Origin of the sequence: Bacillus norwichensis, assembly GCF_014836955.1 — a bacterium.
GTDB classification, from domain to species: domain Bacteria; phylum Bacillota; class Bacilli; order Bacillales; family Bacillaceae_C; genus Siminovitchia; species Siminovitchia norwichensis.
Genome location: NZ_JACSPV010000056.1, coordinates 1 through 24,296, shown reverse-complemented (window position 1 = coordinate 24,296; position 24,296 = coordinate 1). Strand labels below are relative to the sequence as shown.

General features: G+C 42.4%; 26 protein-coding genes and 19 tRNA genes. 10 read left to right on the top strand and 35 right to left on the bottom strand.

Annotated elements, in window-relative coordinates; translation table 11 throughout:
- Positions 1 to 181: 181 nt before the first annotated feature.
- From H9631_RS20245 to H9631_RS20220, 6 genes are all read right to left on the bottom strand, one after another.
- Positions 182 to 445, bottom strand: a complete 264-nt coding sequence (locus H9631_RS20245) for a BMC domain-containing protein (RefSeq protein WP_160706966.1) — start codon at positions 443 to 445, stop codon at positions 182 to 184.
- Positions 446 to 564: 119 nt separating this feature from the next.
- Entirely contained in the window at positions 565 to 1,902 is a 1,338-nt protein-coding gene (locus H9631_RS20240; RefSeq protein WP_191815969.1) for a UbiD family decarboxylase, read from the bottom strand.
- Entirely contained in the window at positions 1,889 to 2,455 is a 567-nt protein-coding gene (locus tag H9631_RS20235; RefSeq protein WP_160706968.1) for a UbiX family flavin prenyltransferase, read from the bottom strand. The genes H9631_RS20240 and H9631_RS20235 overlap by 14 nt, the downstream gene beginning before the upstream one ends.
- A gap of 22 nt (positions 2,456 to 2,477) precedes the next feature.
- Positions 2,478 to 3,071 (bottom strand): cysteine hydrolase family protein, encoded by a 594-nt coding sequence (locus H9631_RS20230; protein ID WP_191815967.1) that lies wholly within the window; start codon positions 3,069 to 3,071, stop codon positions 2,478 to 2,480.
- Positions 3,072 to 3,088: 17 nt separating this feature from the next.
- Positions 3,089 to 4,582 (bottom strand): allantoinase AllB, encoded by a 1,494-nt coding sequence (gene allB, locus H9631_RS20225; RefSeq protein ID WP_191815965.1) that lies wholly within the window; start codon positions 4,580 to 4,582, stop codon positions 3,089 to 3,091.
- A gap of 303 nt (positions 4,583 to 4,885) precedes the next feature.
- Complete coding sequence (locus H9631_RS20220; protein WP_191815963.1) at positions 4,886 to 5,248, bottom strand: Na-translocating system protein MpsC family protein; 363 nt, start codon at positions 5,246 to 5,248, stop codon at positions 4,886 to 4,888.
- Positions 5,249 to 5,633: 385 nt separating this feature from the next.
- Here H9631_RS20220 and H9631_RS20215 point away from each other — a divergent pair, with 385 nt between their 5' ends.
- Positions 5,634 to 7,004, top strand: coding sequence for an NCS2 family permease (locus tag H9631_RS20215; RefSeq protein WP_191815961.1), 1,371 nt, complete (start codon positions 5,634 to 5,636; stop codon positions 7,002 to 7,004).
- Between the two features lie 72 nt (positions 7,005 to 7,076).
- Here the strand turns inward: H9631_RS20215 and H9631_RS20210 are convergent, their stop codons facing one another.
- Both H9631_RS20210 and H9631_RS20205 read right to left on the bottom strand, forming a co-directional pair.
- Positions 7,077 to 7,865 carry an alpha/beta hydrolase family protein gene (locus H9631_RS20210; protein WP_191815959.1) on the bottom strand — a complete coding sequence of 263 codons (789 nt, stop codon included), beginning with the start codon at positions 7,863 to 7,865 and terminating at the stop codon, positions 7,077 to 7,079.
- Positions 7,865 to 8,038, bottom strand: a complete 174-nt coding sequence (locus tag H9631_RS20205; RefSeq protein WP_191815957.1) for a hypothetical protein — start codon at positions 8,036 to 8,038, stop codon at positions 7,865 to 7,867. Before H9631_RS20205 ends, H9631_RS20210 begins: the two co-directional genes overlap by 1 nt.
- Before the next feature lie 125 nt (positions 8,039 to 8,163).
- Between H9631_RS20205 and H9631_RS20200 the strand changes: the two genes are divergently transcribed.
- From H9631_RS20200 to H9631_RS20190, 3 genes are read left to right on the top strand one after another with little or no spacing between them, the layout of a single operon-like run.
- The gene (locus H9631_RS20200; protein ID WP_191815955.1) at positions 8,164 to 9,162 is read left to right on the top strand and encodes an ABC transporter substrate-binding protein; all 999 of its coding nucleotides are present in this window, start codon (positions 8,164 to 8,166) and stop codon (positions 9,160 to 9,162) included.
- Between the two features lie 53 nt (positions 9,163 to 9,215).
- Positions 9,216 to 9,989, top strand: a complete 774-nt coding sequence (locus tag H9631_RS20195; protein WP_191815952.1) for an ABC transporter ATP-binding protein — start codon at positions 9,216 to 9,218, stop codon at positions 9,987 to 9,989.
- Complete coding sequence (locus H9631_RS20190; protein WP_191815950.1) at positions 9,973 to 10,782, top strand: ABC transporter permease; 810 nt, start codon at positions 9,973 to 9,975, stop codon at positions 10,780 to 10,782. Before H9631_RS20195 ends, H9631_RS20190 begins: the two co-directional genes overlap by 17 nt.
- A gap of 27 nt (positions 10,783 to 10,809) precedes the next feature.
- On the opposite strand, the gene ytkD is transcribed toward H9631_RS20190, so the two are convergent.
- The gene (ytkD, locus tag H9631_RS20185) at positions 10,810 to 11,283 is read right to left on the bottom strand and encodes an RNA deprotection pyrophosphohydrolase (RefSeq protein ID WP_191815948.1); all 474 of its coding nucleotides are present in this window, start codon (positions 11,281 to 11,283) and stop codon (positions 10,810 to 10,812) included.
- A gap of 273 nt (positions 11,284 to 11,556) precedes the next feature.
- Positions 11,557 to 11,928, bottom strand: coding sequence for a hydrolase (locus H9631_RS20180; protein ID WP_404801761.1), 372 nt, complete (start codon positions 11,926 to 11,928; stop codon positions 11,557 to 11,559).
- A 122-nt stretch (positions 11,929 to 12,050) separates the two neighbouring features.
- Between H9631_RS20180 and H9631_RS20175 the strand changes: the two genes are divergently transcribed.
- Positions 12,051 to 12,305, top strand: a complete 255-nt coding sequence (locus tag H9631_RS20175; RefSeq protein ID WP_191815946.1) for a DUF6154 family protein — start codon at positions 12,051 to 12,053, stop codon at positions 12,303 to 12,305.
- A gap of 255 nt (positions 12,306 to 12,560) precedes the next feature.
- Here the strand turns inward: H9631_RS20175 and H9631_RS20170 are convergent, their stop codons facing one another.
- Positions 12,561 to 13,019 carry a Dps family protein gene (locus H9631_RS20170; protein WP_191815944.1) on the bottom strand — a complete coding sequence of 153 codons (459 nt, stop codon included), beginning with the start codon at positions 13,017 to 13,019 and terminating at the stop codon, positions 12,561 to 12,563.
- Between the two features lie 121 nt (positions 13,020 to 13,140).
- On the opposite strand from H9631_RS20170, the gene ytzI reads away from it, so the two are divergent.
- From ytzI to H9631_RS20155, 3 genes are all read left to right on the top strand, one after another.
- Positions 13,141 to 13,296, top strand: coding sequence for a YtzI protein (ytzI, locus tag H9631_RS20165; RefSeq protein WP_191815942.1), 156 nt, complete (start codon positions 13,141 to 13,143; stop codon positions 13,294 to 13,296).
- Between the two features lie 24 nt (positions 13,297 to 13,320).
- Positions 13,321 to 13,539 carry a membrane protein insertion efficiency factor YidD gene (yidD, locus tag H9631_RS20160; RefSeq protein WP_160709124.1) on the top strand — a complete coding sequence of 73 codons (219 nt, stop codon included), beginning with the start codon at positions 13,321 to 13,323 and terminating at the stop codon, positions 13,537 to 13,539.
- Positions 13,540 to 13,635: 96 nt separating this feature from the next.
- Positions 13,636 to 13,791 (top strand): DUF1540 domain-containing protein, encoded by a 156-nt coding sequence (locus H9631_RS20155; RefSeq protein WP_191815940.1) that lies wholly within the window; start codon positions 13,636 to 13,638, stop codon positions 13,789 to 13,791.
- A gap of 28 nt (positions 13,792 to 13,819) precedes the next feature.
- Here H9631_RS20155 and H9631_RS20150 read toward each other — a convergent pair whose 3' ends face one another.
- The 5 genes from H9631_RS20150 to H9631_RS20130 all read right to left on the bottom strand — a co-directional run bounded on the left by H9631_RS20150 (position 13,820) and on the right by H9631_RS20130 (position 20,342).
- The gene (locus H9631_RS20150) at positions 13,820 to 15,298 is read right to left on the bottom strand and encodes an o-succinylbenzoate--CoA ligase (RefSeq protein ID WP_191815938.1); all 1,479 of its coding nucleotides are present in this window, start codon (positions 15,296 to 15,298) and stop codon (positions 13,820 to 13,822) included.
- A 252-nt stretch (positions 15,299 to 15,550) separates the two neighbouring features.
- Positions 15,551 to 16,369 (bottom strand): 1,4-dihydroxy-2-naphthoyl-CoA synthase, encoded by an 819-nt coding sequence (gene menB / locus H9631_RS20145; RefSeq protein ID WP_191815936.1) that lies wholly within the window; start codon positions 16,367 to 16,369, stop codon positions 15,551 to 15,553.
- 21 nt (positions 16,370 to 16,390) lie between these two features.
- On the bottom strand, positions 16,391 to 17,209 hold the full coding sequence (menH, locus tag H9631_RS20140; RefSeq protein ID WP_191815934.1) for a 2-succinyl-6-hydroxy-2,4-cyclohexadiene-1-carboxylate synthase: 819 nt from the start codon (positions 17,207 to 17,209) through the stop codon (positions 16,391 to 16,393).
- A complete protein-coding gene (gene menD, locus H9631_RS20135) occupies positions 17,203 to 18,957 on the bottom strand; it encodes a 2-succinyl-5-enolpyruvyl-6-hydroxy-3-cyclohexene-1-carboxylic-acid synthase (protein WP_191815933.1) in 1,755 nt (584 codons plus the stop codon). Before menD ends, menH begins: the two co-directional genes overlap by 7 nt.
- Positions 18,954 to 20,342 carry an isochorismate synthase gene (locus H9631_RS20130; protein WP_191815931.1) on the bottom strand — a complete coding sequence of 463 codons (1,389 nt, stop codon included), beginning with the start codon at positions 20,340 to 20,342 and terminating at the stop codon, positions 18,954 to 18,956. Before H9631_RS20130 ends, menD begins: the two co-directional genes overlap by 4 nt.
- 177 nt (positions 20,343 to 20,519) lie before the next feature.
- Here H9631_RS20130 and H9631_RS20125 point away from each other — a divergent pair, with 177 nt between their 5' ends.
- Positions 20,520 to 21,446, top strand: coding sequence for a 1,4-dihydroxy-2-naphthoate polyprenyltransferase (locus H9631_RS20125; RefSeq protein ID WP_160709110.1), 927 nt, complete (start codon positions 20,520 to 20,522; stop codon positions 21,444 to 21,446).
- Between the two features lie 100 nt (positions 21,447 to 21,546).
- The gene (locus H9631_RS20120) at positions 21,547 to 22,305 is read left to right on the top strand and encodes a TraR/DksA C4-type zinc finger protein (protein ID WP_318246841.1); all 759 of its coding nucleotides are present in this window, start codon (positions 21,547 to 21,549) and stop codon (positions 22,303 to 22,305) included.
- Between the two features lie 53 nt (positions 22,306 to 22,358).
- Here the strand turns inward: H9631_RS20120 and H9631_RS20115 are convergent.
- The 19 genes from H9631_RS20115 to H9631_RS20025 form a co-directional block, all read right to left on the bottom strand.
- Positions 22,359 to 22,430 (bottom strand) — tRNA-Glu (locus H9631_RS20115).
- Positions 22,431 to 22,438: 8 nt separating this feature from the next.
- Positions 22,439 to 22,529 (bottom strand) — tRNA-Ser (locus H9631_RS20110).
- A 52-nt stretch (positions 22,530 to 22,581) separates the two neighbouring features.
- Positions 22,582 to 22,653: transfer RNA gene (locus tag H9631_RS20105), tRNA-Asn, on the bottom strand.
- Between the two features lies 1 nt (position 22,654).
- A tRNA-Ile gene (locus H9631_RS20100) sits at positions 22,655 to 22,731 on the bottom strand.
- A gap of 16 nt (positions 22,732 to 22,747) precedes the next feature.
- A tRNA-Gly gene (locus H9631_RS20095) sits at positions 22,748 to 22,821 on the bottom strand.
- 11 nt (positions 22,822 to 22,832) lie between these two features.
- Positions 22,833 to 22,907: transfer RNA gene (locus H9631_RS20090), tRNA-His, on the bottom strand.
- Between the two features lie 30 nt (positions 22,908 to 22,937).
- A tRNA-Phe gene (locus H9631_RS20085) sits at positions 22,938 to 23,013 on the bottom strand.
- Positions 23,014 to 23,092: 79 nt separating this feature from the next.
- Positions 23,093 to 23,168: transfer RNA gene (locus H9631_RS20080), tRNA-Asp, on the bottom strand.
- A 10-nt stretch (positions 23,169 to 23,178) separates the two neighbouring features.
- A tRNA-Met gene (locus tag H9631_RS20075) sits at positions 23,179 to 23,252 on the bottom strand.
- A gap of 15 nt (positions 23,253 to 23,267) precedes the next feature.
- Positions 23,268 to 23,360 (bottom strand) — tRNA-Ser (locus H9631_RS20070).
- 20 nt (positions 23,361 to 23,380) lie between these two features.
- A tRNA-Ile gene (locus H9631_RS20065) sits at positions 23,381 to 23,457 on the bottom strand.
- Positions 23,458 to 23,463: 6 nt separating this feature from the next.
- A tRNA-Met gene (locus H9631_RS20060) sits at positions 23,464 to 23,540 on the bottom strand.
- Between the two features lie 23 nt (positions 23,541 to 23,563).
- Positions 23,564 to 23,639, bottom strand: a tRNA-Ala gene (locus tag H9631_RS20055).
- Between the two features lie 17 nt (positions 23,640 to 23,656).
- Positions 23,657 to 23,733: transfer RNA gene (locus tag H9631_RS20050), tRNA-Pro, on the bottom strand.
- Positions 23,734 to 23,748: 15 nt separating this feature from the next.
- Positions 23,749 to 23,822: transfer RNA gene (locus tag H9631_RS20045), tRNA-Arg, on the bottom strand.
- Between the two features lie 10 nt (positions 23,823 to 23,832).
- Positions 23,833 to 23,918 (bottom strand) — tRNA-Leu (locus H9631_RS20040).
- Positions 23,919 to 23,927: 9 nt separating this feature from the next.
- Positions 23,928 to 23,999: transfer RNA gene (locus H9631_RS20035), tRNA-Gly, on the bottom strand.
- 6 nt (positions 24,000 to 24,005) lie between these two features.
- Positions 24,006 to 24,087: transfer RNA gene (locus H9631_RS20030), tRNA-Leu, on the bottom strand.
- A gap of 4 nt (positions 24,088 to 24,091) precedes the next feature.
- Positions 24,092 to 24,167 (bottom strand) — tRNA-Lys (locus H9631_RS20025).
- Between the last annotated feature and the right edge of the window lie 129 nt (positions 24,168 to 24,296).

Genomic DNA, 24,296 nt, shown 5'->3' with positions numbered 1-24,296 from the left:
GAATCAGTTTTCATTCTAGACGGTGGCGACGAGAAACGTCGCCCGATTGTTTCCTCTGAAAATCTGTGGCATCCGCCAGGGGCTTGAACTTTATTTAACCGGGTTTTGAACCCCGCTGAATGAATACCCGTATGGACTCATCTCACCGCTTATAGAAGTCGGAGACTCCTGCTGAATGAAGTTAAAGTATCTTTTTTAACTCAGGATGTGGTCGTGGAATGACATTTGATGAAATCAGCTCTCCTCCGGCAATTTCATGGGCAAGTCGTCCTATTTCTACAGCGGATTTTACATCTGCAACATCTCCTTCTACAATGACAGTCACCAAGCCAGATCCGACTCTTTTCATATCAACCAATGAAATATTCGCTGCTTTTGCCATTGAATCCAACGCCTCAATCGCTGCCGTCAGTCCCCTTGTTTCCACTAATCCTATTGCACTCATCCAGTCTCACCTGCCTTATAACGCGTGTTCAAAAGCTGTCATGACTTTTATGCTTTTTAATGCATGAAACGAAGCAAGCCAACGAAAAAAATACTTTTGTTGACTGTTTAAACACCCTCTTATAAATAGTCATTCAAATCAATATCAATAGGGACAGATGTTCTTCGGAACATCTCTTTTTCGGAGAGCGGGTAAGTTGCATCTATGCCCATTTTGGCGGACACGCCGCGCAAATTATGCGATGATTCCAAGGGAGAGCCTTTTGCTCCAGGAATAATGAACACATCTTGATCGGCCTGGCAGCGGGTAGCAATTGCCCACTCGACATCCTCGGGATTAAAAATATCGACATCGTCATCAACCACAACGACATGTTTCAAATCTTTATCACTTGCAAATGCGGCCATCGCAGCTTGTTTGGCATCGCCTTCGGTCCTTTTTTCGATTTGAATAATAGCATGCAGCCTTGCTGCAGCAGCCATCGTCACATGGACCGCTTTTATATTTTCAACAGTTTGTTTGACAGTACTTAATAGCGTCATTTCACGAATAAGGCACATTGGCAGTCTTTCTTCCGAGCTAGAAGGGAAAATCGTTTGGGAAATGGGATGATTCTGGTAGGTAATAGCCGTCATTTCAACAATAGGCTGAAGCTCGTTCCCGCCATAATAGCCGCCGAGCTCTCCGAAAGCCCCTTCCGGATCTCTTTCATGCGGAAGTATTCTTCCTTCCAAAACGATTTCGGCCTCTGCAAGAACCTCGATATCCACAGTCTTGCATTGAACCACATCCAATGGCTGTCCTAGAAGAGCTCCGGACACATCCAATTTGTCCGTATGGAATAAATGTGTACTGACCTGTGATGCCAGTACCACTGCTGGAACCACTCCAAACATGACAGCAATTTCCATTGGTTCTCCTCTTTCTTCAAAATGCGCGAATTGCCGATTCAGCTCAGGAGAAGTGATAACGATATTCGTTCTGTTTCCACCTATAAACTTCATTCTCCGAATGGATGTATACCTCTTCTTTCCTTCAATATCTTTTACAACCAAAACGCCTGAAACATAATAGGCTCCGCAGTCTTCTGTATGAAAAATCGGTATTGGAAAAAAATCGTCTAAATCGAACGGAGGCAAAACAACATTTTCGTGAACAGGTCCTGTAGGAACAAGCCTTGTAGGAAGAGGATTAATGATGGCATCAACCATCTTTAGGAGCAATTCGTTTTGATCGACCCCCATGCTGTCAGCCATAAACTTCCGACTTCCCCCTATGCCCGCAGCCATGGGAACAGAATAGCCTTGAACATTCTCAAATATAACAGGCTGCTCCCCTTTCATGGCTCTAACAACAGCGCCTAGTTCATATTCGGGACTTACCTCTTTTTGGATACGGTGCAACAATCCTCGCTTATCCCAATCAGCAAGCAATTCTCTCAAATTAAGGGGATTCATTTTTCTCACCCCATCTCTCCATCAATTCATGTTCAATATCCAATTCATCTAGTATTCTCGCAACGATAAAATTCACTAATTCCCAAATTTCTGTTGGCCGGTGATAAAATCCTGGACTCGCTGGTAAAATCGAAACACCTGCTTCGGCCAGTGTTGTCATATTCCGTAAATGAATTACATGAAAAGGAGCCTCCCTTGGGACAATGACAAGATTCCGTCTTTCTTTCATAACCACGCTCGCAGCTCTGGTTAATAGAGTATCCCCCACTCCATTGGCAACTGCGCCCAATGAATTCATTGAACAAGGAACAATGACCATCCCATCCGTCTTGAAGGAACCGCTCGCAATAGAGGCAAACAAATTTTGATTGTGATGGACTACAGCATACTCTTTTACATCATCCATTTTTATGCCGCATTCGAATTGCAGTACCTTTACTCCCGTTTCGGTAGCAACTACGTGGGTTTCAACTCCCAATTGGTAAAGCGCACGGATCAATGTATATCCATACAATGATCCGCTTGCTCCCGTTATACCGACGATGACTCTCATCTTCCAGCCCCCATTGTCACACCTACACCGTCTGTGCGTTTTGGGAGAATTTCTTTTTAGCGGCATCCATGTATTCAGCTGTCGTCATTACTTCCCCGAAAATTCCAATATCCCGAAGACCTCCGCGATGCATATCCTCATCCTGAGATGCAGTTGAATCTGTCAGAGCAATCACGTTATACCCGTGATACAAGGCGTCAGAAGCCGTGCTCCTTACGCAAACATTTGTCCAAACTCCTGTCAGGACAACCGTATCAATTTTTTCTTCCCTTAAAAATAAGTCAAAGTCTGTATAACTAAATGCACTATGGCGGCGTTTTTGTATTACATAATCTCCTTTATCCTCTTCAGGCTGAAGTTCATCAATGAACTCCGATCCCCATGTCCCTTTGATCGCATGAACTGGCCGTACCCTGAAATCCGCATCATTTTTGCGATGAGCTTCCTGGACATGAACAACTTGAATTCCATTATTATGGCAAAAATCAATAGCCTCTCTAATTTTTGGAACAATTTTTTCTCCATTCTCACATCTCAATGCTGCTTTCTCACCAATAAAATCATTCAGCATGTCAATGATCACCAATGCATGCTTTTCACCTTTCAACTTTGTCATAAATCTCCATTCCTTTCTTAGTTTGTAATCAAGTCTCTTCTCAAGGGTTTTTCTATACGTGGACTCGCTGCGGCCTCTTTCGCCTCTTCTTCATAAGTTTCATATTTTATAACGCGTTCTAGACTCTGGATACTCTGCCTATTGACAAATTGTCCGTATCCGGCATCTCCGGTAATACCACCGTTATCCTCATCGTAGACAAATCGGCCACGCACAATTGTTTGAATAGGCTTTCCTTTGAGCTTCAATCCATGGAGCGGGTTGTATTTTGCCATGGACTCCGTCTTTTGTTCATCAATGGTATACTCGCGTTCCAGGTCGATGACTGTGAAGTCGGCATCGCTCCCGATCTCCATAGCACCTTTTTTCGGATATATCCCGAAGTGAATTGCGGCGTTTCTACTAGTCACCTCAACAAATCGTGACAGTGAAAGACGCCCTTTATTCAATCCCTCGCTAACAAGGATCGGAACCATTGTTTCCACTCCGGGGATTCCAGGAAAGCTATTCCAAATCGTTGAATCCGGCGCGTCTTTTTCAGTTGGAATTTCATATGGAGCATGGTCCGTTCCAACAAAGTCAATCGTCCCATCGGCTAGAGCTTGCCAATGGACAATATTGTCTTCCTTTTCTCGTAGAGGAGGAGCAATTTTAGCAAATGTTCCCCGCTCTGACATGGAGTCTTCTGCATTAAGCATCAAATAATGAGGACATGTTTCTGCTGTTACTTTCACCCCGCGCTTCTTGGCTTCCCTAACCAGTTCCACACCTTCTTTCGTACTCATGTGAACAACATGTACACGGGCTCCAGTAGCTTCAGCAAAACTGATAATCAACTGGATCGCTGCTTTTTCTGCAAGAGCCATTCTAGCTTCCGCCCATGCCGGGCCGTCCAGACGTCCTTCTTTTTTCAGTTTTTCAGAGTAAAATGTACAAATATCGTAATTTTCCGCGTGGACTCCGATCGGCATTCCTGTGGGAGCAATATGGCTGAAGATTTCAAGCATCTCCGCATCTGAGACCCTAGGGAAGGTAGGCACTGAAGGAGTCATGTATACCTTAAATGCAACAACACCTTCATCTATTTGGGGCTGGATATTATCCAACAGCCCTTCACGAACGTCTTCTCCGGTCATACCACCCCAGAAAGCAAAGTCTATGTATGCCTGATCTTTCAGAGGGGACAGCTTTTTATGGAAGCTTTCAGCATCCCTTACAGACGGTTTGCTGCAGCATGGCATGTCTATATGAGTCGTTACCCCACCCGCAGCTGCTGATCGCGTTCCTGTTGTGAATGTTTCACGATGCGTAAATCCGGGGTCCATGAAATGTGTATGAGGGTCAATACATCCCGGAACTACCAGATACTCTTTCATATCAATGACCCTGTCAGCAGATAAGCCATTTAGATCCGAGGTAAATCCGACAATCTTTCCATCATCAACCAAAATATTTGTTTTCACCTTACGATCCCCTTGAGGAATCAACGCATTTTTTAAAATCAAATCCATCTTTCTCTCTCCCTTCAAAGTAATGAATCTACTTAAAACTGATTTCATAGAGTCATGAGCGGTTTCAGGCTAAATTTCTTGATTCACCTCCTTGAAGTAGTGTAAAAGACCCGTTTATGGACTTTTTTGATATAAAAAACCGCAGATTCAAGATACTCCTTCAAAAAGAAGGAATATACTGAATCTGCGGTTCAAATAATCTCCGTTCAACAGAGATCTATGTAACCGTTCCAAAACAGCCTTGAATAAAAACGAACCTGCGTTTTTATTCCAGAGTGCTCTAGATACTTAATAAGATCGCAATTATATGATTTTTTCATCAAATATAACGACACAAGCTGCATCTTCGGATTCTGGATCGTAGTCTTTTAAAACAGATTTCACTTTCAGTCCAGTTACGTCTTCAACTAACTGCTTTAGTTTAAGCTTAAACTCGACAATTAGTGCCGCATCCGCATAGGTCGTAAGCTCCCAAAAATTTTTGCTCAATGCCTTAAAAGCGGTAATGCGCTTATGCTTTGCAAAGATTAGAATCCTGTCATCATATACATCAACGCGTTGACTTCGGACACCTGTGGCATAAAACTCCTGATTTACTCGATTGTACACTTGAGCAATATCTCTTTTTAATGTTCTTAACTCTATTTTTGGTGAGGCTTCATTCATCTTGATAACCTCCTCGCACTTATAATGTTAATGAACCCGCTTACATCTGTCAAGTTATTTTTAAGAATATTTCATCTTGACAAAATAGGTGGAATGATTTAAATTTTCCCTATGGAATTACTTTTTCAGTCATCTTCAGCTAAATCCAGGAAAGCGGAGAACAAATAGTTGTTCCTGTTTTTCCTTATATGAGGCGGTTAACAACGATATCTGTTTACGGATGGGTCTGCACCGCAGCGACATTTTCCATTTCTAATGGCTAATTTGTCGCTGCGTTTTTTTTATTTTAATAAAGGGGGAGTTAAAAAAGATATCCAAGTGAAAGTAAACGAAAAGCACGCACACGGGACAAACTTAAGTTGGAAAAGGAGCGTGAATCTGCACCATGTCTATTCCTCATAAGAGTTTAGAAGAAAGTAAGCAATTGCTGCCCAAAAAGAGAGGGCCTATTGACCATTTTTTTAAATTGACTGAACGAGGGACCGATATAAAGACTGAATTGATAGCCGGACTGACAACCTTTATGGCAATCAGCTATATTGTCATTGTAATCCCATCCATTTTGTCTGAGGCGGGAATTCCTACCGAAGCAGCTTTGGCAGCAACTATTTATGTTAGTGTGTTTTGTACGATTGTCTTTGCACTTTGGTCGAACTTTCCTGCCGCCGTGGTCCCAGGAATCGGCCTCGTTTCCTTCTTTACATACACTGTAGTGATAGGACAAGGCTTGACATGGCAAACAGCATTGGGTGCGGTTTTTATTTCCGGAATTTGCTTTACCATTTTGACAATTACCGGTATCCGTAAAAAAATCATTGATGCGATACCAGAATCAATGAAGTCAGCCATTACCGTCGGTATCGGACTGTTCATTTCATTTTTGGGATTTAAAAATGCCGGTATCATTGTAGCAAATGAAGCGACCATCGTCTCAATCGGAAATTTGGCAAACCCTGGCGTCCTTCTGGCATGCTTCGGACTAATTGCTGCAGCATATTTTACTGCGAAAAATGTAAAGGGCGGACTGCTTTACGCGATTCTTGCCACTACTGCGCTATCCATGATTATTGGCTATGAGAAAATACCAGCCTCATTCAATGATGTAGTTTCATTTCAATTGCCGAGCCTTTCTGAAACTTTTATGGCAATGGATATAAAATCAGCAATAGGATATGGTATCTTAACGATTATTTTCTCATTTACAATTGTGGAGCTGTTTGATAATACAGCGACTTTAATCGGGCTCGCCAAAAAAGGCGGACTTGTTGACATGGAAGGGAATATTGAAAAAATCGACCGCGCCCTTCAGGCAGATGCAATTGGGACAATGCTTAGTGCGACGATGGGAGGTACAGCCCTAAATGCTTATGCGGAAAATGCAACGGGGGTAGCAGCCGGAGGCAGAACTGGTTTAAAGGCCATATTTGTAGCACTATTTCTCGCGCTCACATTGATTTTTGCTCCTTTGATCAGTTTCATTCCAGCATTTGCAACAGCGCCTATTCTCATTCTTGTCGGAGCCTTTATGATTTCAGAAATTCGAAACATCTCTTTTGATGATTTTACAACAGTTGTTCCTGTTTTTCTAACGATTATCCTAATGCCATTGACGTTTAGTATAGCGGAAGGCCTCGCTTTCGGTTTTGTCTCCTTCACATTATTAAAGCTTTTGACGGGAAAGCGAGACGAGCTGCATTGGATGATGTATATCATCAGTTTGGCTTTCGCTTTACATTTCGCATCCAAATTTATGTAAAATCCTTGTCAGTCAGATTTGGAAAAACTCCTTTCATTTTGACCTCAGATATTCAATGGAAGGAGAGTTTTTTTATGTTTCGGCTTTTTTCATCCAATTGCAAAGGTCATGAACGATCTTCCTGTTAAGGGACGGCGGGAAATAATGATTGACGTGTTCAAAGTACCATGTTTCTACCGGCTTGTGAAGTGCAATCAGTCGTTTCTCAAGACGATATGCATGTTCTATTGAAACATTTTCATCACGCAACCCATGGATGATTAAAACCGGCGACCGCAATTTATCCAGTTCATATAAGGGTGTGCGATATTTAAATTTATCGGCAGCTGTTTTTGGAGAACCACCGATTACTCGCTTCATCATTCTTCTCATATCCCTCCTCTCCATATAAGTCAAGACCATATCGGATACTCCTCCCCAAGTAACGACGGATGCTGTATCTTCATATCGAATACCCGTTATGAGAGCCATCACACCACCTCTGGAGAATCCGAATACATGAACTCGGTTGTGTGCAACTGAGGGGTGGCTTCTTAATAATTCAAATGCAGTATAGGCATCTTCCCTATCCTTGCCAGCAAAGTCCTCATTCCCTTCACCACCCCTGTTCCCTCGATAAAATGGTGCAAATACAATGAATCCTTCGGAAGCGAACTGTCCGATTCTGGCCGGTCTGACCATTCCAACACTTTTTATTCCTCCTCTTAAATAGAGCATGCCTTCATATTGACCTGCCTGAACAGGTTCAGCCAAAATCCCTTTTACCCTCAATCCTGCGGATAAATAAGTAATAAGATACATATTTACATTGGGATTAGGTGAAGGAAAAACGTTTTTTTTCAAGATTTGAGTTTTTTCCATTACTTTTGCTCCCCTGCCAATAAATCATATGCGCCTTGGCTTATTTGCGCCCAGATTTCATCAAGCTCCGCTCGATAAATTCCCTCTAAAACTCTGTGGCATTTGCCGGAGGCTTTAACTTTATTCAGCCAGGGCTTGAACCTTGACTGAATGGAATGGAATACAATAGACATTCATCTCACCACTTACAGAAATGGAGGCTTTGCTAAATGAAGTTAATCACACATTTCTGGGCCCATCATACGATATGTTAGCCTAATTTACTAAAGTCCTGCAAGACTTAACAGGAGGTTCTTGAATGAAAGGATGGTTAAAAATCGGATTGTCCGCTGTTGCGGCTCTCCTGCTGACTTTTGTTGCTGCCTGCTCACCAAAAGAAGAGATGGAGAAAGTGAAGCTGGCTGAAGTAACACGCTCGGTTTTCTATACTCCCCAATATGTTGCCCTCGCCAAAGGATATTTTAAAGACGAGGGGCTGGATGTTGAACTAAAAACGACATGGGGCGGCGATAAAACAATGACAGCTCTTTTGTCAGACGCTGCCGATATAGCTCTTGTTGGGTCTGAAACATCAATTTATGTTTACGCCCAAGGCGCTAGCGACCCCGTAATTAATTTCGCTCAATTAACCCAGACTGACGGAACATTTCTCGTGTCTCGTGAGAAACAAGAGCAATTTGAATGGGATCAACTGAAAGGCTCCACTTTCCTAGGGCAACGGAAAGGTGGCATGCCGCAAATGGTCGGCGAGTTCGTTTTGAAAAAACATGGCATCGATCCACATAAAGATCTTGAGTTGATTCAAAACATTGATTTTGCAAACATCGCTAATTCTTTTGCTTCTGGAACCGGAGACTATGTCCAACTATTCGAACCTACCGCCTCCGTATTTGAAAAAGAAGGAAAAGGATACATTGTCGCTTCATTTGGTCAAGAATCCGGTCAGGTACCTTATACCACCTTCATGGCAAAAAAAAGCTATATAAAGAAAAACAAAGAAACGGTGGAAAAATTTGTCCGCGCAATTTATAAAGCGCAACAATGGGTTGAAAAGAACAGCGGAGAAGAAATTGCCAAAGTCGTTCAACCGTATTTTGAAGACTCTGATTTGGAAACATTGGCTATCGTCATCGAACGCTATAAAAATCAGGGCTCATTTGCAGAGAAGATGATTTTAACTAAAGATGGCTGGGAAAACCTTCAAAATATCATGGAGGAAGCGGGTGAACTTCCAGAAAGAGTCGATTATGCCAAGCTGGTCAATACCAAAATTGTTGAAAAAGTGATGAAGGAATAATGAAGAGGCCAAACGATCATAAATAACAATCAGCAAAGGAGGCCGGAAACATAATGAGCTTTATTACAACTGAAAATATTGAACACCATTATTTCACCCCGTCTTCCATAAAAACTGCTTTAAAAGATGTTTCTTTCTCAATCGAGGAAGGAGAATTTGTTTCCCTAATCGGTCCATCCGGATGTGGTAAAACAACATTGCTTTCCATTCTATCAGGACTATTGATACCCACAGACGGACTAGTAAAAATTGACGGCCAGCCTCCCGATTTGCAGAAAAACATCATTGGCTACATGCTTCAGCAGGATTATCTTTTTCCCTGGAAGACGATTGAGGAAAACGTTTTGATCGGATTGAAATTGAATCAGCAGCTAGATGAAAAAACTAAGGACAGTGCACTGCAGTTCCTGCAAAAAATAGGCCTTGAAGGCGTGGAAAAACAATTTCCACGCCAATTATCAGGCGGGATGCGTCAGCGTGCAGCTTTGGCTCGCACAATGGCCGTCAATCCAAAGCTGCTTTTATTGGATGAACCATTTTCCGCTCTCGATTATCAAACTAAACTGAAGCTTGAAGACCTCGTATTTAACATATTAAAATCCTATAAAAAAACTGCCGTTCTCGTTACACACGATCTGGGAGAAGCGATATCCATGAGCGACAAAGTCCTACTTTTTGCATCCAATCCCGGAAGGCTCTATAAAATATTTGACGTCCCTGAGGAACTCCGGAATTTGAGACCCTTTGAAGTCCGAAGCAAAGATGCCTATTCCGATTTATTCCGTATGATCTGGAAGGAGCTGGAGACCCTTGAAGAAAACGAATGATCCGATCCAGCTTCATTCGCTTTATATACAAAAGCTGGCAACTGAAAAACGCTGGATACTTTTCTATCAGCTGCTCATTGTGACACTATTTTTTATATTATGGGAGGTTGCAAGCCGCAGTAAATGGATTGATCCGCTTATCTTTAGCTCCCCTACCAAAGTATGGGCCTTACTCGTAGAAAAGGTGTCCGACGGAACACTGTTCTCCCATCTCAGCGTAACTGTATTTGAAACAGTAATGGGCTTCATTCTCGGTACGCTTCTTGGAACCATTTTCGCGGCGATTCTCTGGTGGTCCCCTTTTCTGTCCAGAGTACTCGATCCATATCTTGTCATCCTAAATGCCATGCCAAAAGTTGCTCTCGGCCCCATTTTAATTGTTGGCCTCGGTCCCGGATTCACCTCCATTATAGCAATGGGAGCGATCATTTCCATCATCATCACAACGATTGTCGTCTATTCAGCTTTTCGGGATGTCGATGAAAATTATGTGAAAGTACTTCGCACATTTGGTGCGACAAAGCGACAAGCTTTCCAGGATGCCATTTTACCGGCTTCTTTTCCCACTATAATCTCCACGTTAAAAGTGAATGTTGGCTTATCTTGGGTCGGCGTCATCGTTGGTGAATTTCTTGTATCTGCAAAAGGCCTAGGATATATGATCATTTATGGATTTCAAGTATTCAATTTCACCTTGGTCATGCTGGCCCTTTTCCTCATCGTTATATTTGCGACCATCATGTACCAGCTTGTTGAATGGCTTGAAAAGAAAATGATTAAAGATCAGGATTGATAGCTGCTCCTTTGAAGGGCAGCTTTTTTAATCGAGCGCCTTTTCCTGCACTTTATTCAAAGCCGCCTTTACCACCTCATCTTGCATGATGAAACTGAACCCATCTTCATTGAGCCTGGAAACAAGATCTCCTTCTATTAAGACCGGCCCATCTGTTTCGAAATAATGATCCTTTTTTTCCAAATGATGAACTTCAGCAACAAGAACTGCTTTAACAAAAGCTCCTTTTGGGTCATGAACTTTATATTCACCGAGATAATCCTTAATGACTGCGTTTCCGCCTGTCTCCTCTAAAACCTCTCTGATTCCTGCCTCTTCCACAGTTTCACCTTTTTCTACTTTGCCTCCCGGAAACTCTAGGCCCCTAGCGGCATGTTTGGTCAGCAGCCACTTATCTTTATATTTGCATATAACAAGAACATGTGCCGGCTTGATTGGAAATGCGTTGATGGCAAAAACCAAGTGGACTTCGTTTTGGTTTTTATCTACAAACTTAAACATTTTTGCGTGTCTTCCTTTATTTTTAATAGTAAGATAAGAAAAGCAAAGGCGCGCAGCCTTAGGTGACAAGCATAAGTCGAATTCCGAGGAGGAGAGTTCCTCAGCCACCACACCAATTCGACTTATGTCCTTGAACGGCAGGCTCTGGGCGCAACTTCCTGTCGCTACGCTTGCACTTGTACTTCCTGTACGGCTAGCTATATAAAATCTTCCTTTAACTTTTGAAAAACGTTGGAAACAAATCCAACGCCTTAACTATACTATAAAATTAACTCATTCGCTTTTAAAACCATCAAGAATTCCCATGCTTTCTATATGCTGTTTAGCTTCTTGGTCTCCAAGTTCATAAATCATGTTATAAACCCTGTACAAATTTTGATCATGCTGATCATTAGTAGGATCGTGGGAATATTCCACGAAAGGAACGTGTGCCCGTAGGAAGTCATCTATACTGTTGTCCTGGTTCGAATCGAATATTTCCCGAAGTCTTGTGATTTCATCGTCATTTGCTTCAATTTTAAACTCCCACGGCGATGCATTGGGAACAGATAAAATTTCACCTGCCCCGACTGAGATGTAGTAGGTTTTTTTTGGTTGATCCAAGACGGTCTGCTCCTTTAACAAATTTATAGGCATATTTTGCATTGAAAGAGCCTATTTTATTCTTAATAGACGAATTGTCATTTATATTTGATTGTTCGTACCATTTAGGGGTATATATATAATAAGGACATAAAAAGCATATTTTTTGAAAGGAGGTCAGCAACATGAAACTGATAGACGAATTATTTGAAATGTACCGCGATAAACTAACAGGTGATGAAGAGGACTTAGATATGATCACTTTTGCAGTGCTTGAAGGGTATAATCATGATGACCTAATAGAAATTGTAAAAGAAATGAATGAATATGAGCTTCAATATTTTATCAGATTGTATATGATGGAAACATTAAAAGGAAAATTCGCACAAATTGAAGGAAGAAAAGAAGACGGACCTTCATACTTCAGACATCTGCACTAATATACATAAAGAAAAAATGCCTGGGATTTGCACCAGGCATTTTTTGTCCAGCTCTCGTATAAATTTCGTAGCATTCGATAAATCATCAACGTCGAAGGTTCAAGAACATTGTTTATCGTGACTGGATAACTCATCAACACAACCTGGAAGTTTTATGTCACCAATGTAGAGTACAATCACAATGACAAAATAGAGCTGAAACAATTGCAGCGTAATGTAGCCTTTTCAGGCGACAGCGCTTTTCGTCTTACCTACTTATTTTATTTTTTCACCCAAAAAAGCATTCAGCATCCATAAATGTTTTTCAAGGCTTTGATGGATGGCAAGCAACATATCGCCGGTTGTCTCATCTCCTGACTGATCAGCCAGTTCCATTCCTTTTTTCAATTCAAGCGTCAATACTTCAAAATCTTTTACGACGGCTTGAACCATCTGCTCGGCTGTCTGTCCATTTTCAGCCTCTTTTACACTTGCAAGTTCAAGTGACTCCCTAAGAGTAGCCACTGGTTCTCCCCCCAAGGCTAAAAGCCGTTCTGCCAGTTCGTCCACATGCAGAGCTGCCTCGTTATACAATTCTTCAAATTGGGCATGGAGCGTAAAGAAGTTTGGGCCTTTTACATACCAATGAAAATTATGTAGTTTCGTGTAAAGCACAGTCCAGTTAGCCACCTGTTTGTTTACCAATTCAATAAGTTGTTGACTTTCAATTGACATTTTATCACTCCTCCTCTTTATTTTATTCTACCCTATTATTCACAGGACAAACATTTATATGCTCGGCTTTTACAGAGAAATCTATGCTACAATAGGCTCAAAGAAGAAGGGAGAAAAAGTTATGAAGCTTGTCATGATTATATCCATTATTATTTGTATTATTGTCGTTCTTGTAACTGCTTTGGTCACTTCAAAAGCATATACAGTCAACCACACGGTCGATCCAATGCCGACAGATGACAAACATAAACAGAACGATGAAAATAAAATATCCTAATTAAATGAAGGAAGCGATCTTTCATTGAAACAATTCTTTATTCTTATTATCCGTTTTTACCAAAAATTCATTTCACCCCTGAAACCGCCAACCTGCAGATTTTATCCAACCTGTTCTAACTACGGACTGGAAGCGATTAGAAGGTTTGGAGCCGTTCGTGGAGGATGGTTGACGTTTAAACGGATTATAAAATGCCACCCGTTTCATCCCGGGGGTATCGATCATGTTCCTGAAAAAAAATAGGACTTGGCTTTTCCTTAATTAATATATTTTCCTTGTATATCCAGCTTCTTTTGTGTTAACACTATTCACGTATCAACTTAAAGGGAGTGATACCGAATGGCAGAAGATGTTCTTTGCGAAGTGGAGAATTGTCATTTTTGGAAAAAAGGAAACCAGTGTGCAGCTGATCGCATCTATATCGTAAGCCATACTGGGAATGTAGCCGAAACTGAAAAAGAAACCGATTGTCAAACCTTTGCCCAAAGATCATAAAAACGAGGTGCCTTAGCAGGCACCTCGTTTACTTTTCATTTTCTATCAACCGACTTAATAATCTTCGCATCAGCTTATTTGCACCATTGCGCGGAAGCTCGTTCACTTGAATAATCCTCTTAGGCACTTTATATGCGGCAAGGCTTTTGCGGCAAAATGCGAGGATCTCCTCTTCATTGATCGGTTTACCCGCAACGACAAATCCATAGGGTACATGCCCCCATTTTTTGTCTGAAATTCCTGTAACTCCTGCATCTGCAACCTCATCGTGGCTTAATAATATCTCTTCAATTTCAGCTGGATAAATATTTTCTCCTCCTGAAATGATTAAATCCGAGCGGCGATCTAGAATATATACAAAACCTTCTTCATCCTTAAAGCCCAAATCTCCAGTGGAAAACCACCCATCTCGAAACGAATCAGCATTGGTTTCATCTCGGTTTAAGTATCCCCCAGTTACATTCGGGCCCTTTACAAAGATTTCACCTTCTTGCATAGGCTTCGCTTCTTCTTGTTCAACCATTATTTTTAATTGAGATGGAAATAACGGCTTACCTGCGGACCCAAGCTTTCTTAAGCTATCTTCTGGGGACAGCGTGGCAATTTGCGATGATGTTTCCGTCATCCCATATGTTTGAAAAACAGGAATTTGTCTTTCCTTACAAACTTCCAAAAGTGGCTTGGGAACAGGACCACCACCGGCCAGCAAGCATCGGAACGCCGGATGATAAGGGAGATTCCCCTGTTCAGTAAGCATTCTGTTGATCATAGCTGTCACAGCTGACATGATGGTTACTTTTCCTGATGACAACAACCTATTTACCGCCCTTTCGTCAAATTTCTCCACTAAAATAACAGGAATGCCATAAATGATGCTTCGCATGAAAATGGATAACCCGCTTATATGAAATATCGGAACAGCACAAAGCCACGAATCATTTTCCTGCAAACCAATGTTTAATACAGATCCTGCTGCGCTCCACCAATGATTTCCGAATGTTTGAAGAACACCTTTAGGTTTTCCGGTCGTTCCCGATGTGTACATAATTGAGAAGACGTCGTCAAGTCGGTATTCTTCTCTAATCGCAATTTCAAAGGTTGGGCGTCCTTCCAGCTCTGTGACGGAGACAATAAGAATTTCGGTCAGCATTACGCTTAATTCATTTGCTTTATCTTTTAAAGAACGATCATAAATGATCAGCTCGGTTTCACTATCTATTATTTGAAATTCCAGCTCGCTTGCTGTCAATTTGGAGTTTAGAAAGACCGTTTCAATTCCTAGCTGCTGAAGCCCATAGATCACCCATACAGCTTCAGGTGTATTATTCATAAGTATGGCAACCCGACTGCTTTTCCCTGGAAGCAAACCAACTATTTTACCTGCTATTTTTGTAGCTAATGTAAATACTTCCCCAAATGTCCAAGATTGATCGTTAAAAATCAGAGCTGTGCGTTCCGGTGACAAATCTGCTCTTTTTTTCAGCCAGTTGGGAGTAATTGTTTCCATAAGCAAAACCCCTTGCTTTTTAGTTGTCAAAAAAGACCCGATGGATAACCACCAGGCCCTTTCATTTAATGATTTTATCCAGCACAATCTTACCTCAAAAAACGCGTGGTTGCTTTCCAAAGATATTGAATCAATATCAGCTCCAAACCAATAGAGAAGCTATTTAAACGTGGCCTGAATGCCTGCGTCCCCTTTTGTTTGGCTGTAAGTGTATTTAGAGAGCGACTTTCTTAATCTCGTCCATGCTTTCTTTTAAGGGAAACGTGGAAACTGTCCGAAGTCAGGATTGCGTTTTTCTTTGAACGCGTCTCGTCCTTCTTTTGCTTCGTCCGTCGTATAATATAGCAGAGTAGCATCTCCTGCCAACTGTTGAAGACCGGCAAGACCATCTGTATCAGCATTAAAGGCAGCTTTCAGGAATCTGAGGGCAGTTGGACTCTTTTCAAGCATTTCCTCACACCATTTCACTGTTTCCTCTTCAAGCTGAGCAAGTGGTACCACTGTATTGACTAAGCCCATGTCAAGAGCTTCTTGCGCATTATACTGACGGCAAAGGAACCAAATCTCTTTTGCTTTTTTATGTCCGATAATACGCGCAAGATATCCGGCACCGTAACCTGCATCAAAGCTTCCGACTTTAGGTCCTGTTTGTCCAAATACGGCGTTATCTGCCGCAATTGTCAAATCACAAACCACATGAAGCACATGTCCGCCACCAATCGCATAGCCTGCTACCATTGCAACAACCGGCTTTGGAATGACACGAATAAGCCTTTGCAGATCCAATACGTTCAAACGCGGGATATTGTCTTCCCCAACATATCCTCCATGCCCTCTAACTGACTGGTCTCCCCCTGAACAGAAAGCTCTGCCGCCTGCACCTGTAAGAACGATCACTCCAACCTTCTCATCGTCTCTTGCATAGGCAAAAGCATCGATTAATTCCATAACAGTTTTGGGTCTGAATGCATTATGTACTTCAGGCCGATTGATTGTTATTTTTGCGATCCCGTTATACGTTTCATATAAAATATCTTCGTATTCTCTTTCTTTCATCCAATTGATTGCCATTGAGGATCCCCCTCCTAATAATTAGTCCTGTTCAATCAGAAACTTCTTTACTATTGTATCAAATTTATCCGGTTCTTCCACGTGTATAGCATGACCCGCTTCTTTAATTTCTACTGTCTTTGATTTTGGAAAAAGCCGATTCATTTCATCTGCAATTTTACAGAACTTTTCATCCAGCTTCCCACATATGAGCAAAACAGGAATATTTAGCTCCTGAAGCTTATGCCAGCAAGACGGCTGGCTTCCTGTTCCAAATCCTTTGAGACTGTTTGCAAGTCCATTGGGATCATTTTGCAGCCTCTGTGACCGAATCTGCTTCTGGATATCTGCTGAAAGCCTTTTTTGAGATTGAAACAAGGGTATGTCTTCCCAATAATTTACAAAGTTTTCGACTCCTTGTTCTAAAATTCTAGTTGCCAAGGATTCATCACTTTGCATTCTTGCTATCTTTTCTTGCTCCGTTTTTAAACCTGGAGACGCACTTTCAAGAATCAGCGTCTTAAATCTATTGGGGTATAGTGTCGCAGTACCCAAAGCAAGCCTTCCCCCCATTGAATAGCCGAGTAAATGGGCATTATCAATTTGCAAAAGATCCATTAAATGAATGATATCCCTTGTTGCATTTTCCATTCTATATCGGTCGAATTGATCTGGAGAGTCCGTTTTACCATGTCCAAGAAGATCGACGGAAACGACTTGAAGAGTAGGCTTTAGTGCATTGCTTAAGTTTTTCCAAGTGGTATGATCTCCGGTGAAGCCATGTAAAAGAATAATCGCAGGGTTCTCCTTTTTTCCAGCTATTTCTACATTGTACGTAACTTTATCAACTGGAATCAGCATGTTTCGTCACTTTGCAGATAACTGATTATTTCCCAGGAAACTTGTTTCCATAATTCTCTATGAACCTGCACATTCCTTTCCCTGTCTGTCGGAATTTCGATGATATTCAACCCTTCGTTGGATGTTGCTTCTTCTATAGAAACACTCAGATCCTCCAAGTTCAGGACTTTCGTATACTGGCCATTATACAACATGGCTGTATGCTCAAAGTTCAATCCCGTCGGCGTTCCAAAAATCAATTCAAAGTTTTTACCTTCTTCTGCCTGTGGAAGATGGGAAAAGATGCCTCCTCCATCATTGTTTAACAGAATAATATTGATATTGACTTTGTACAGCTTAGCAGCCAGCAGGCCATTCATGTCATGAAAAAAAGAAAGATCGCCAATCACAAGAAAGAGCGGCCGGCAATGTACTGCAGCACCAAGCGCACTGGACACAACCCCATCTATTCCGTTTGCACCGCGGTTAGCTATCAACCGAACAGTTTTTTCAGTGTTATGGAAGTAAGTATCCATATCCCTGATAGGCATACTGTTTCCTATATATACTGTACTGTCAGGAGGTAATAGACCACAAAGCTTTGAAACAGACTTCCCTTCTTCTATGTCAGATATTGACTGAATATAAGATTGAATGATATTTCTTGTCCGTTGATTCAGATCAATCCATATCCCCTTCCACGAAGTTCCACTTTTCTTTTCCAGTAATGGTTCCAACTGTTGACAAAATACGGTTTCGTCACAATGAATCATATGAGTACCTGTACGGTTTGGATCACGCCAGCCTCCGCCTCCATCTATAATCAACAGTTCCGATGATTCTCCCAAGCTCTTTAAAAATAATGAAAGTGCCTTGGAAACGGGCTGACCGCCGAACTGGATGACAAGCTCAGGTTTTAGTTTTTCTTTAACCTTATCTGATCTTAAAAATGCATCGTAACAATCAATAACCATTTCTTTTTCAAAGTTTCCGCTTCTCAATTGAGAAAGGGGATCTGCCAGTATCGGAAATCCAAGCGAATTCGCCAGTGCCAGAACTGCTTCAGGAAATCCAGGCTTATCGATATTTCCACAAACAATCAGGCCATTTTCAATATCCGAACACTGATCCGCAACTGCTTTATACGTCTCAAATGGGATACTCAAATGCCCTTCTGTTACATAGGGTAGTGCTATATGTGAAGCATGCTTGAATGGTTGATCCATCTTTGGAACAAGTGGCTCCCTTAAAGGGAAATTAACATGAACTGGACCAGGCAACACACCTTTGGCCATGGAAGCAGCACGTATTGCTGATGTCTTAGCGTATTTTAACATCTCTTGCCCAGATTCTGGCAATGCCATGTCAGCGAACCACCTTACATATTTTCCAAATAAATGAAGTTGGTCGATTGCCTGCGGGGCTCCAATATCTCTCAACTCATGGGGCCTATCAGCAGTTAAAACAATCAACGGAACCCTAGAAAGACTTGCTTCAATCACTGCAGGAAAATAATTAGCTGCAGCTGTTCCCGATGTACATAAGAGAGCAACAGGGCGATCAGAAGCTTTGGCAAGCCCCAGGGCAAAAAACGATGCGGAGCGTTCGTCTATATTCATATATACCTGTATGTCCTGATGTTCAACAAACAACATGGCTAGAGGAGTAGATCTGGAACCTGGACTGATAACAACCTCTTTGACACCTGTGTGAACAAGTCCCTCAATGAAGCTTGCCGCATATTCCGTTAATGTTTCTTGCCAATTCATTCACTTTTTCCTCCTATTGCCTGCAACATCGGTTGAAACTTAATGCCAGTTTCATTTAATTCCTCTTTTGGATCAGAGTCAGCAACCAGCCCGCAGCCTGCATATAAATAGGCTTGTTTACCTTTGAGCAATCCTGAACGAATCGCAACAATAAATTCTCCGTTCCCCTCAAAATCAGTCCAGCCGATTGGCGAAGCATAGAAACCTCTGTCCATCTTTTCTTCGTCCCTGATTATTTTCATTGCTTGGCCAGTAGGAACACCGCCCAAAGCAGGTGTCGGATGCAATTCTCCCACAAGGCTGAAAATAGACGTCTCAGGTTTGGCAACACCCGAGACTGGCGTATACAAATGTTGTATATACGGCGTCCTCAAAAGAGAAGGCTGGTCGGGTACTAGGAGTTCATTACAATGGGGTTGCAGTGCCTTTTTAATCATTTCCACAACTAGACTATGTTCATACAAATTTTTCTCATCGTTTAACAGTATATCTCCGAGTTCCTTGTCTTCAACAGCGTTTTCGCTTCTACCGATTGATCCCGCCAAACTTGTCGATAATACTTGATCATCAATTTTTTTAACAAGTCTTTCAGGGGAGGCCCCTGTAAAGCTGCCTTCAGGCGTCTCTAAAAGGAATATAAAGCTGTCGCTCTGTTGGCTGTGAAGCTGTTTCAATACATACTCGGATAATACAGGCTCTGAAAAATCCAACTGCATCTGTCTTGATAAAACGACCTTATTTACGAGTTCTGATGACTTCAGGATATTTACAACTTCCGCAACAGAGTCCAGCCATTGAGGGACAAAGAGTTCTTCTTTGCTCACTAAATGCGGCGCAAGAGCCTCGGAAAGTTCGGCATTTTTTATTAACGAGTCAAAATTTCTAAGCTTGTTTGTTTGATTGACTAACTCTTCGCTTTCAAAAAGATTTACTGTTAAATAATATTCTTCCTCAATGACTGTCAGCATGTACTCAGGCAAATAAAATAAAGCATCACCAAAAGGCTGCCACTTCTCTTCTTTTAGACTGTAAGGGTCAAAAGAAAAACCGCCAAACAAAAGCGGTCCCGTGCCAGGTAAGTGAAAGGGATTGTCGATTACAGCAGATGAAAGAATTTCTTTCCATTCTGCTCCTATCCGCCTGAAGCGGTCTTCTGCCCCACTGTTTGAAAAAGAACGGAGTAGACCTATCCCCACAATCGTTGTATGATCATCCGGGCTTTTCCAAAAAAATCTCTTCCCATCATTTGCAGGCTTGCTCATTTGATAAAAGGTAAAGGGATCGACTTTATCCACTTTCTTTGTATAGCTTGCCAACACTTTATTGGATTGTGCTTTATGCTTTAAGGTATTGATATACTTTGTTTGGTATGGTGAATTAATCAACATAAATCTCTCCTAAAGCGACTGATCTTATATCTCTTTCCTTATTATATATGAAGCAAGGCACTAAATGTAGTAAAATAGCTTTGGTAAAATCAAACTTTGTAGCCAAAGGGATTGACACTTCATCTTACATTCTCTACACTTTATTAGGTGAATATGTTAAGGGAGAGAAATTTTATGAATCTTCATGCTCAATCTGCCGTCCCACCAGAAAAAGGCTGGCGGATTTGGTGGCGTCTGACTCGCCCGCATACATTGACGGCTGCATTTGTGCCAGTCCTGTTGGGTACAGTTTTGGCTGCGAAATACTACTCTATAAACAGCCTTCTTTTTGCAGCGATGTTGATAGCCAGCCTCCTTATACAGGCCGCTACCAATATGTTCAATGAATACTTCGACTTCGCAAGAGGTCTGGATACAAAGCATTCCGTTGGTATTGGTGGAGCTATCGTACGTAATGGAGTGAAACCTGGGATCGTCCTTGGATTGGGATTTGCCTTTCTTGGAGTAGCCCTGCTACTTGGGATCTACATTTCTGCCAACAGCAGCTGGTGGCTTGCTGTGATCGGCCTCGTTTGTATGGCAGCCGGGTATTTTTACACAGGGGGGCCATTCCCTATCGCCTATACTCCATTTGGAGAAATCACTTCTGGTTTTTTCATGGGTTTTGTTATCACCCAAATCGCTTATTTTATACAAGCTGGAAAAATTGATACCATTAGTATCCTTGTATCCATTCCCATTTCAATTTTAATCGGCTCCATATTGTTAGCCAACAATATCCGAGACCTAGATGGGGACAAAGAAAACGGAAGAAAAACAATTGCCATACTTCTTGGCCGCAAAAAAGCTATTCAACTACTGGCAGCCATGTTCATTATTTCTTATTTGTTTATTTTAGTATTGATATTATTCTTTTCTTTATCTCCTTGGCTTCTTATCACATTTGTCAGTATTCCGAAAGCAGTTAGTGCGGTCAAAGGATTCATTGGAAAAACCGAACCAATCCAAATGATGCCGGCGATGAAAGCTACTGCGCAAACAAACACCATTTTCGGATTTCTTATGGCCATCAGTTTCCTTATAAGCAACCTGTTGAAATAAAAAACATGCCCACTTTTTTGGGCATGTTTTTTTACCTTTAAAGAAAATAAATATAACTGACGCAAAATCGCTCATACTAAAATATAAACACTAAAGGGAAGTGAACATCTTGCTAACAAAGCCGCAATTAAATAAATTAAAGAAAATGCTGTTAGAAGAGAAAGAAAACCTACAAGAAACAGTAAATTCAACAGATGGAATTTTGAGTCATGAGAAGGAAAAGGACAATATGGAGCTCTCATCATATGACAACCATCCGGCAGATTTGGGAACTGAACTGTATGAGAGAGAAAAGGATATGGCACTGTCTGTGCATGAAGAGGATCAATTAGGAAAAGTGGAAGCTGCGCTTTCCTCGATGGAAAAGGGCACTTATGGAAAATGTGAAATATGCGAAAAGGATATCCCCTACGACCGTCTGGAGGCCATCCCTTATGCGACAGCATGCATGGAACATACTCCTGAACATTCGATATCCGAGGATAGTCCGGCGGAATTGGATTATTTAAAGCCTGCTTACGATAACTCTTTTGCCGGGAGACATAAGGAAGATGGTATTCGCGATTATCATGACAGTTTCCAGGAAGTGGCCAAATACGGTACATCTGAGACGCCTTCAGATTTTGAAGGAGACTTTGATAATTATGAAGAGCTCTACCATGATGAAATTCGAGATGGATTTACTGAGGATTATGAGATGTTTACAGGTAACAATATGAAAGGAAATAATGTGGAAGTATTTAACACTGATGATGAACAGGAGTATAAAGATGTATTAGACGAAGAGAGAATCGACACTCCCTTTGGAGATCTGCCCTATCATCAAACTGACGGCTATGTAGACAAAGATCATGAATAGAAGCGACATTGAAAAAGAAGCATTCCAATACTGGAATGCTTCTTTTAAATGGATGACCCCTACGGGATTCGAACCCGTGTTACCGCCGTGAAAGGGCGGTGTCTTAACCGCTTGACCAAGGGGCCATATGATATGGCGGAGAAGGAGGGATTTGAACCCTCGCGCCGCTTACGCGACCTACGCCCTTAGCAGGGGCGCCTCTTCAGCCTCTTGAGTACTTCCCCACTATATTATTTACAAAAAATGATGTAAAAGGAAAAAAAGGCGTAAAGAAAACTCCGCAGGTAGGATTCGAACCTACGACCGATCGGTTAACAGCCGATAGCTCTACCACTGAGCTACTGCGGAATGGTGGGCCTAAGTGGACTCGAACCACCGACCTCACGCTTATCAGGCGTGCGCTCTAACCAGCTGAGCTATAGGCCCTCACTAAAATTGAATTTGGAGCGGGTGATGGGAATCGAACCCACGACAACAGCTTGGAAGGCTGTAGTTTTACCACTAAACTACACCCGCATGGTTTGAAATGGGGCGACTAATGGGAATCGAACCCATGATGTCGGAGCCACAATCCGATGCGTTAACCACTTCGCCATAGCCGCCATGCAGTGTCGTTATATTGAACGCCTTAATGGTGGCTCAGGACGGAATCGAACCGCCGACACAAGGATTTTCAGTCCTTTGCTCTACCGACTGAGCTACTGAGCCGTATGTAATTAAGCTATGAGAAGTTTATAACAGTCTCAGCAGCAAATATATTTTATAAAGCTGCCTTATGCTTTTAAAATGGCGGTCCCGACGGGAATCGAACCCGCGATCTCCTGCGTGACAGGCAGGCATGTTAACCGCTACACCACGGGACCTTTTATTAAATTGCGGGAGCAGGATTTGAACCTGCGACCTTCGGGTTATGAGCCCGACGAGCTACCAGACTGCTCCATCCCGCGATAATAGAATGAAAGTGGCGGAGGAAGAGGGATTCGAACCCCCGCGCGGTTTAACCCGCCTGTCGGTTTTCAAGACCGATCCCTTCAGCCAGACTTGGGTATTCCTCCAGCGAAAAAGAAAAGTAAAATGGTGGACCTTGTAGGACTCGAACCTACGACCGGACGGTTATGAGCCGTCTGCTCTAACCAGCTGAGCTAAAGGTCCTACAAATGGTAGCGGCGGAGGGGATCGAACCCACGACCTCACGGGTATGAACCGTACGCTCTAGCCAGCTGAGCTACGCCGCCCACATAATACTATTTCATTTAATTGGTGGAGCCTAGCGGGATCGAACCGCTGACCTCCTGCGTGCAAAGCAGGCGCTCTCCCAGCTGAGCTAAGGCCCCAATTATATTTTATAAAGTGGTCGGGAAGACAGGATTTGAACCTGCGGCCCCTTGGTCCCAAACCAAGTGCTCTACCAAGCTGAGCTACTTCCCGATGTAAAGCAAGTAACGCGCCCGAAAGGAGTCGAACCCATAACCTTCTGATCCGTAGTCAGACGCTCTATCCAATTGAGCTACGGGCGCAAAAGCCGAATGCCGAGGACCGGAATCGAACCGGTACGGTAGTCACCTACCGCAGGATTTTAAGTCCTGTGCGTCTGCCAGTTCCGCCACCCCGGCAAAATAAAGAGCGGAAGACGGGGTTCGAACCCGCGACCCCCACCTTGGCAAGGTGGTGTTCTACCACTGAACTACTTCCGCTTAATATGCGGGTGAAGGGAGTCGAACCCCCACGCCTTACGGCACTAGATCCTAAGTCTAGCGTGTCTGCCAATTCCACCACACCCGCAAAATGGTGAGCCATGCAGGATTCGAACCTGCGACCCTCTGATTAAAAGTCAGATGCTCTACCAACTGAGCTAATGGCTCGTACTAAATGTAGATTCCAGTCATTCGACATAATCGGACATAAAGAATTTACAATGGTGCCGGCCAGAGGACTTGAACCCCCAACCTACTGATTACAAGTCAGTTGCTCTACCAATTGAGCTAGGCCGG

Excerpts from the sequence above, each read along its gene's own strand:
- H9631_RS20245 (WP_160706966.1), bottom strand. The coding sequence starts at position 445 with ATGAGTGCAATAGGATTAGTGGAAACAAGGGGACTGACGGCAGCGATT.
- H9631_RS20240 (WP_191815969.1), bottom strand. The coding sequence starts at position 1,902 with ATGAATCCCCTTAATTTGAGAGAATTGCTTGCTGATTGGGATAAGCGA.
- H9631_RS20235 (WP_160706968.1), bottom strand. The coding sequence starts at position 2,455 with ATGAGAGTCATCGTCGGTATAACGGGAGCAAGCGGATCATTGTATGGA.
- H9631_RS20230 (WP_191815967.1), bottom strand. The coding sequence starts at position 3,071 with ATGACAAAGTTGAAAGGTGAAAAGCATGCATTGGTGATCATTGACATG.
- allB (WP_191815965.1), bottom strand. The coding sequence starts at position 4,582 with ATGGATTTGATTTTAAAAAATGCGTTGATTCCTCAAGGGGATCGTAAG.
- H9631_RS20220 (WP_191815963.1), bottom strand. The coding sequence starts at position 5,248 with ATGAATGAAGCCTCACCAAAAATAGAGTTAAGAACATTAAAAAGAGAT.
- H9631_RS20215 (WP_191815961.1), top strand. The coding sequence starts at position 5,634 with ATGTCTATTCCTCATAAGAGTTTAGAAGAAAGTAAGCAATTGCTGCCC.
- H9631_RS20210 (WP_191815959.1), bottom strand. The coding sequence starts at position 7,865 with ATGGAAAAAACTCAAATCTTGAAAAAAAACGTTTTTCCTTCACCTAAT.
- H9631_RS20205 (WP_191815957.1), bottom strand. The coding sequence starts at position 8,038 with ATGTCTATTGTATTCCATTCCATTCAGTCAAGGTTCAAGCCCTGGCTG.
- H9631_RS20200 (WP_191815955.1), top strand. The coding sequence starts at position 8,164 with ATGAAAGGATGGTTAAAAATCGGATTGTCCGCTGTTGCGGCTCTCCTG.
- H9631_RS20195 (WP_191815952.1), top strand. The coding sequence starts at position 9,216 with ATGAGCTTTATTACAACTGAAAATATTGAACACCATTATTTCACCCCG.
- ytkD (WP_191815948.1), bottom strand. The coding sequence starts at position 11,283 with ATGTTTAAGTTTGTAGATAAAAACCAAAACGAAGTCCACTTGGTTTTT.
- H9631_RS20180 (WP_404801761.1), bottom strand. The coding sequence starts at position 11,928 with ATGCAAAATATGCCTATAAATTTGTTAAAGGAGCAGACCGTCTTGGAT.
- H9631_RS20175 (WP_191815946.1), top strand. The coding sequence starts at position 12,051 with ATGAAACTGATAGACGAATTATTTGAAATGTACCGCGATAAACTAACA.
- H9631_RS20170 (WP_191815944.1), bottom strand. The coding sequence starts at position 13,019 with ATGTCAATTGAAAGTCAACAACTTATTGAATTGGTAAACAAACAGGTG.
- ytzI (WP_191815942.1), top strand. The coding sequence starts at position 13,141 with ATGAAGCTTGTCATGATTATATCCATTATTATTTGTATTATTGTCGTT.
- H9631_RS20155 (WP_191815940.1), top strand. The coding sequence starts at position 13,636 with ATGGCAGAAGATGTTCTTTGCGAAGTGGAGAATTGTCATTTTTGGAAA.
- H9631_RS20150 (WP_191815938.1), bottom strand. The coding sequence starts at position 15,298 with ATGGAAACAATTACTCCCAACTGGCTGAAAAAAAGAGCAGATTTGTCA.
- menB (WP_191815936.1), bottom strand. The coding sequence starts at position 16,369 with ATGGCAATCAATTGGATGAAAGAAAGAGAATACGAAGATATTTTATAT.
- menH (WP_191815934.1), bottom strand. The coding sequence starts at position 17,209 with ATGCTGATTCCAGTTGATAAAGTTACGTACAATGTAGAAATAGCTGGA.
- menD (WP_191815933.1), bottom strand. The coding sequence starts at position 18,957 with ATGAATTGGCAAGAAACATTAACGGAATATGCGGCAAGCTTCATTGAG.
- H9631_RS20125 (WP_160709110.1), top strand. The coding sequence starts at position 20,520 with ATGAATCTTCATGCTCAATCTGCCGTCCCACCAGAAAAAGGCTGGCGG.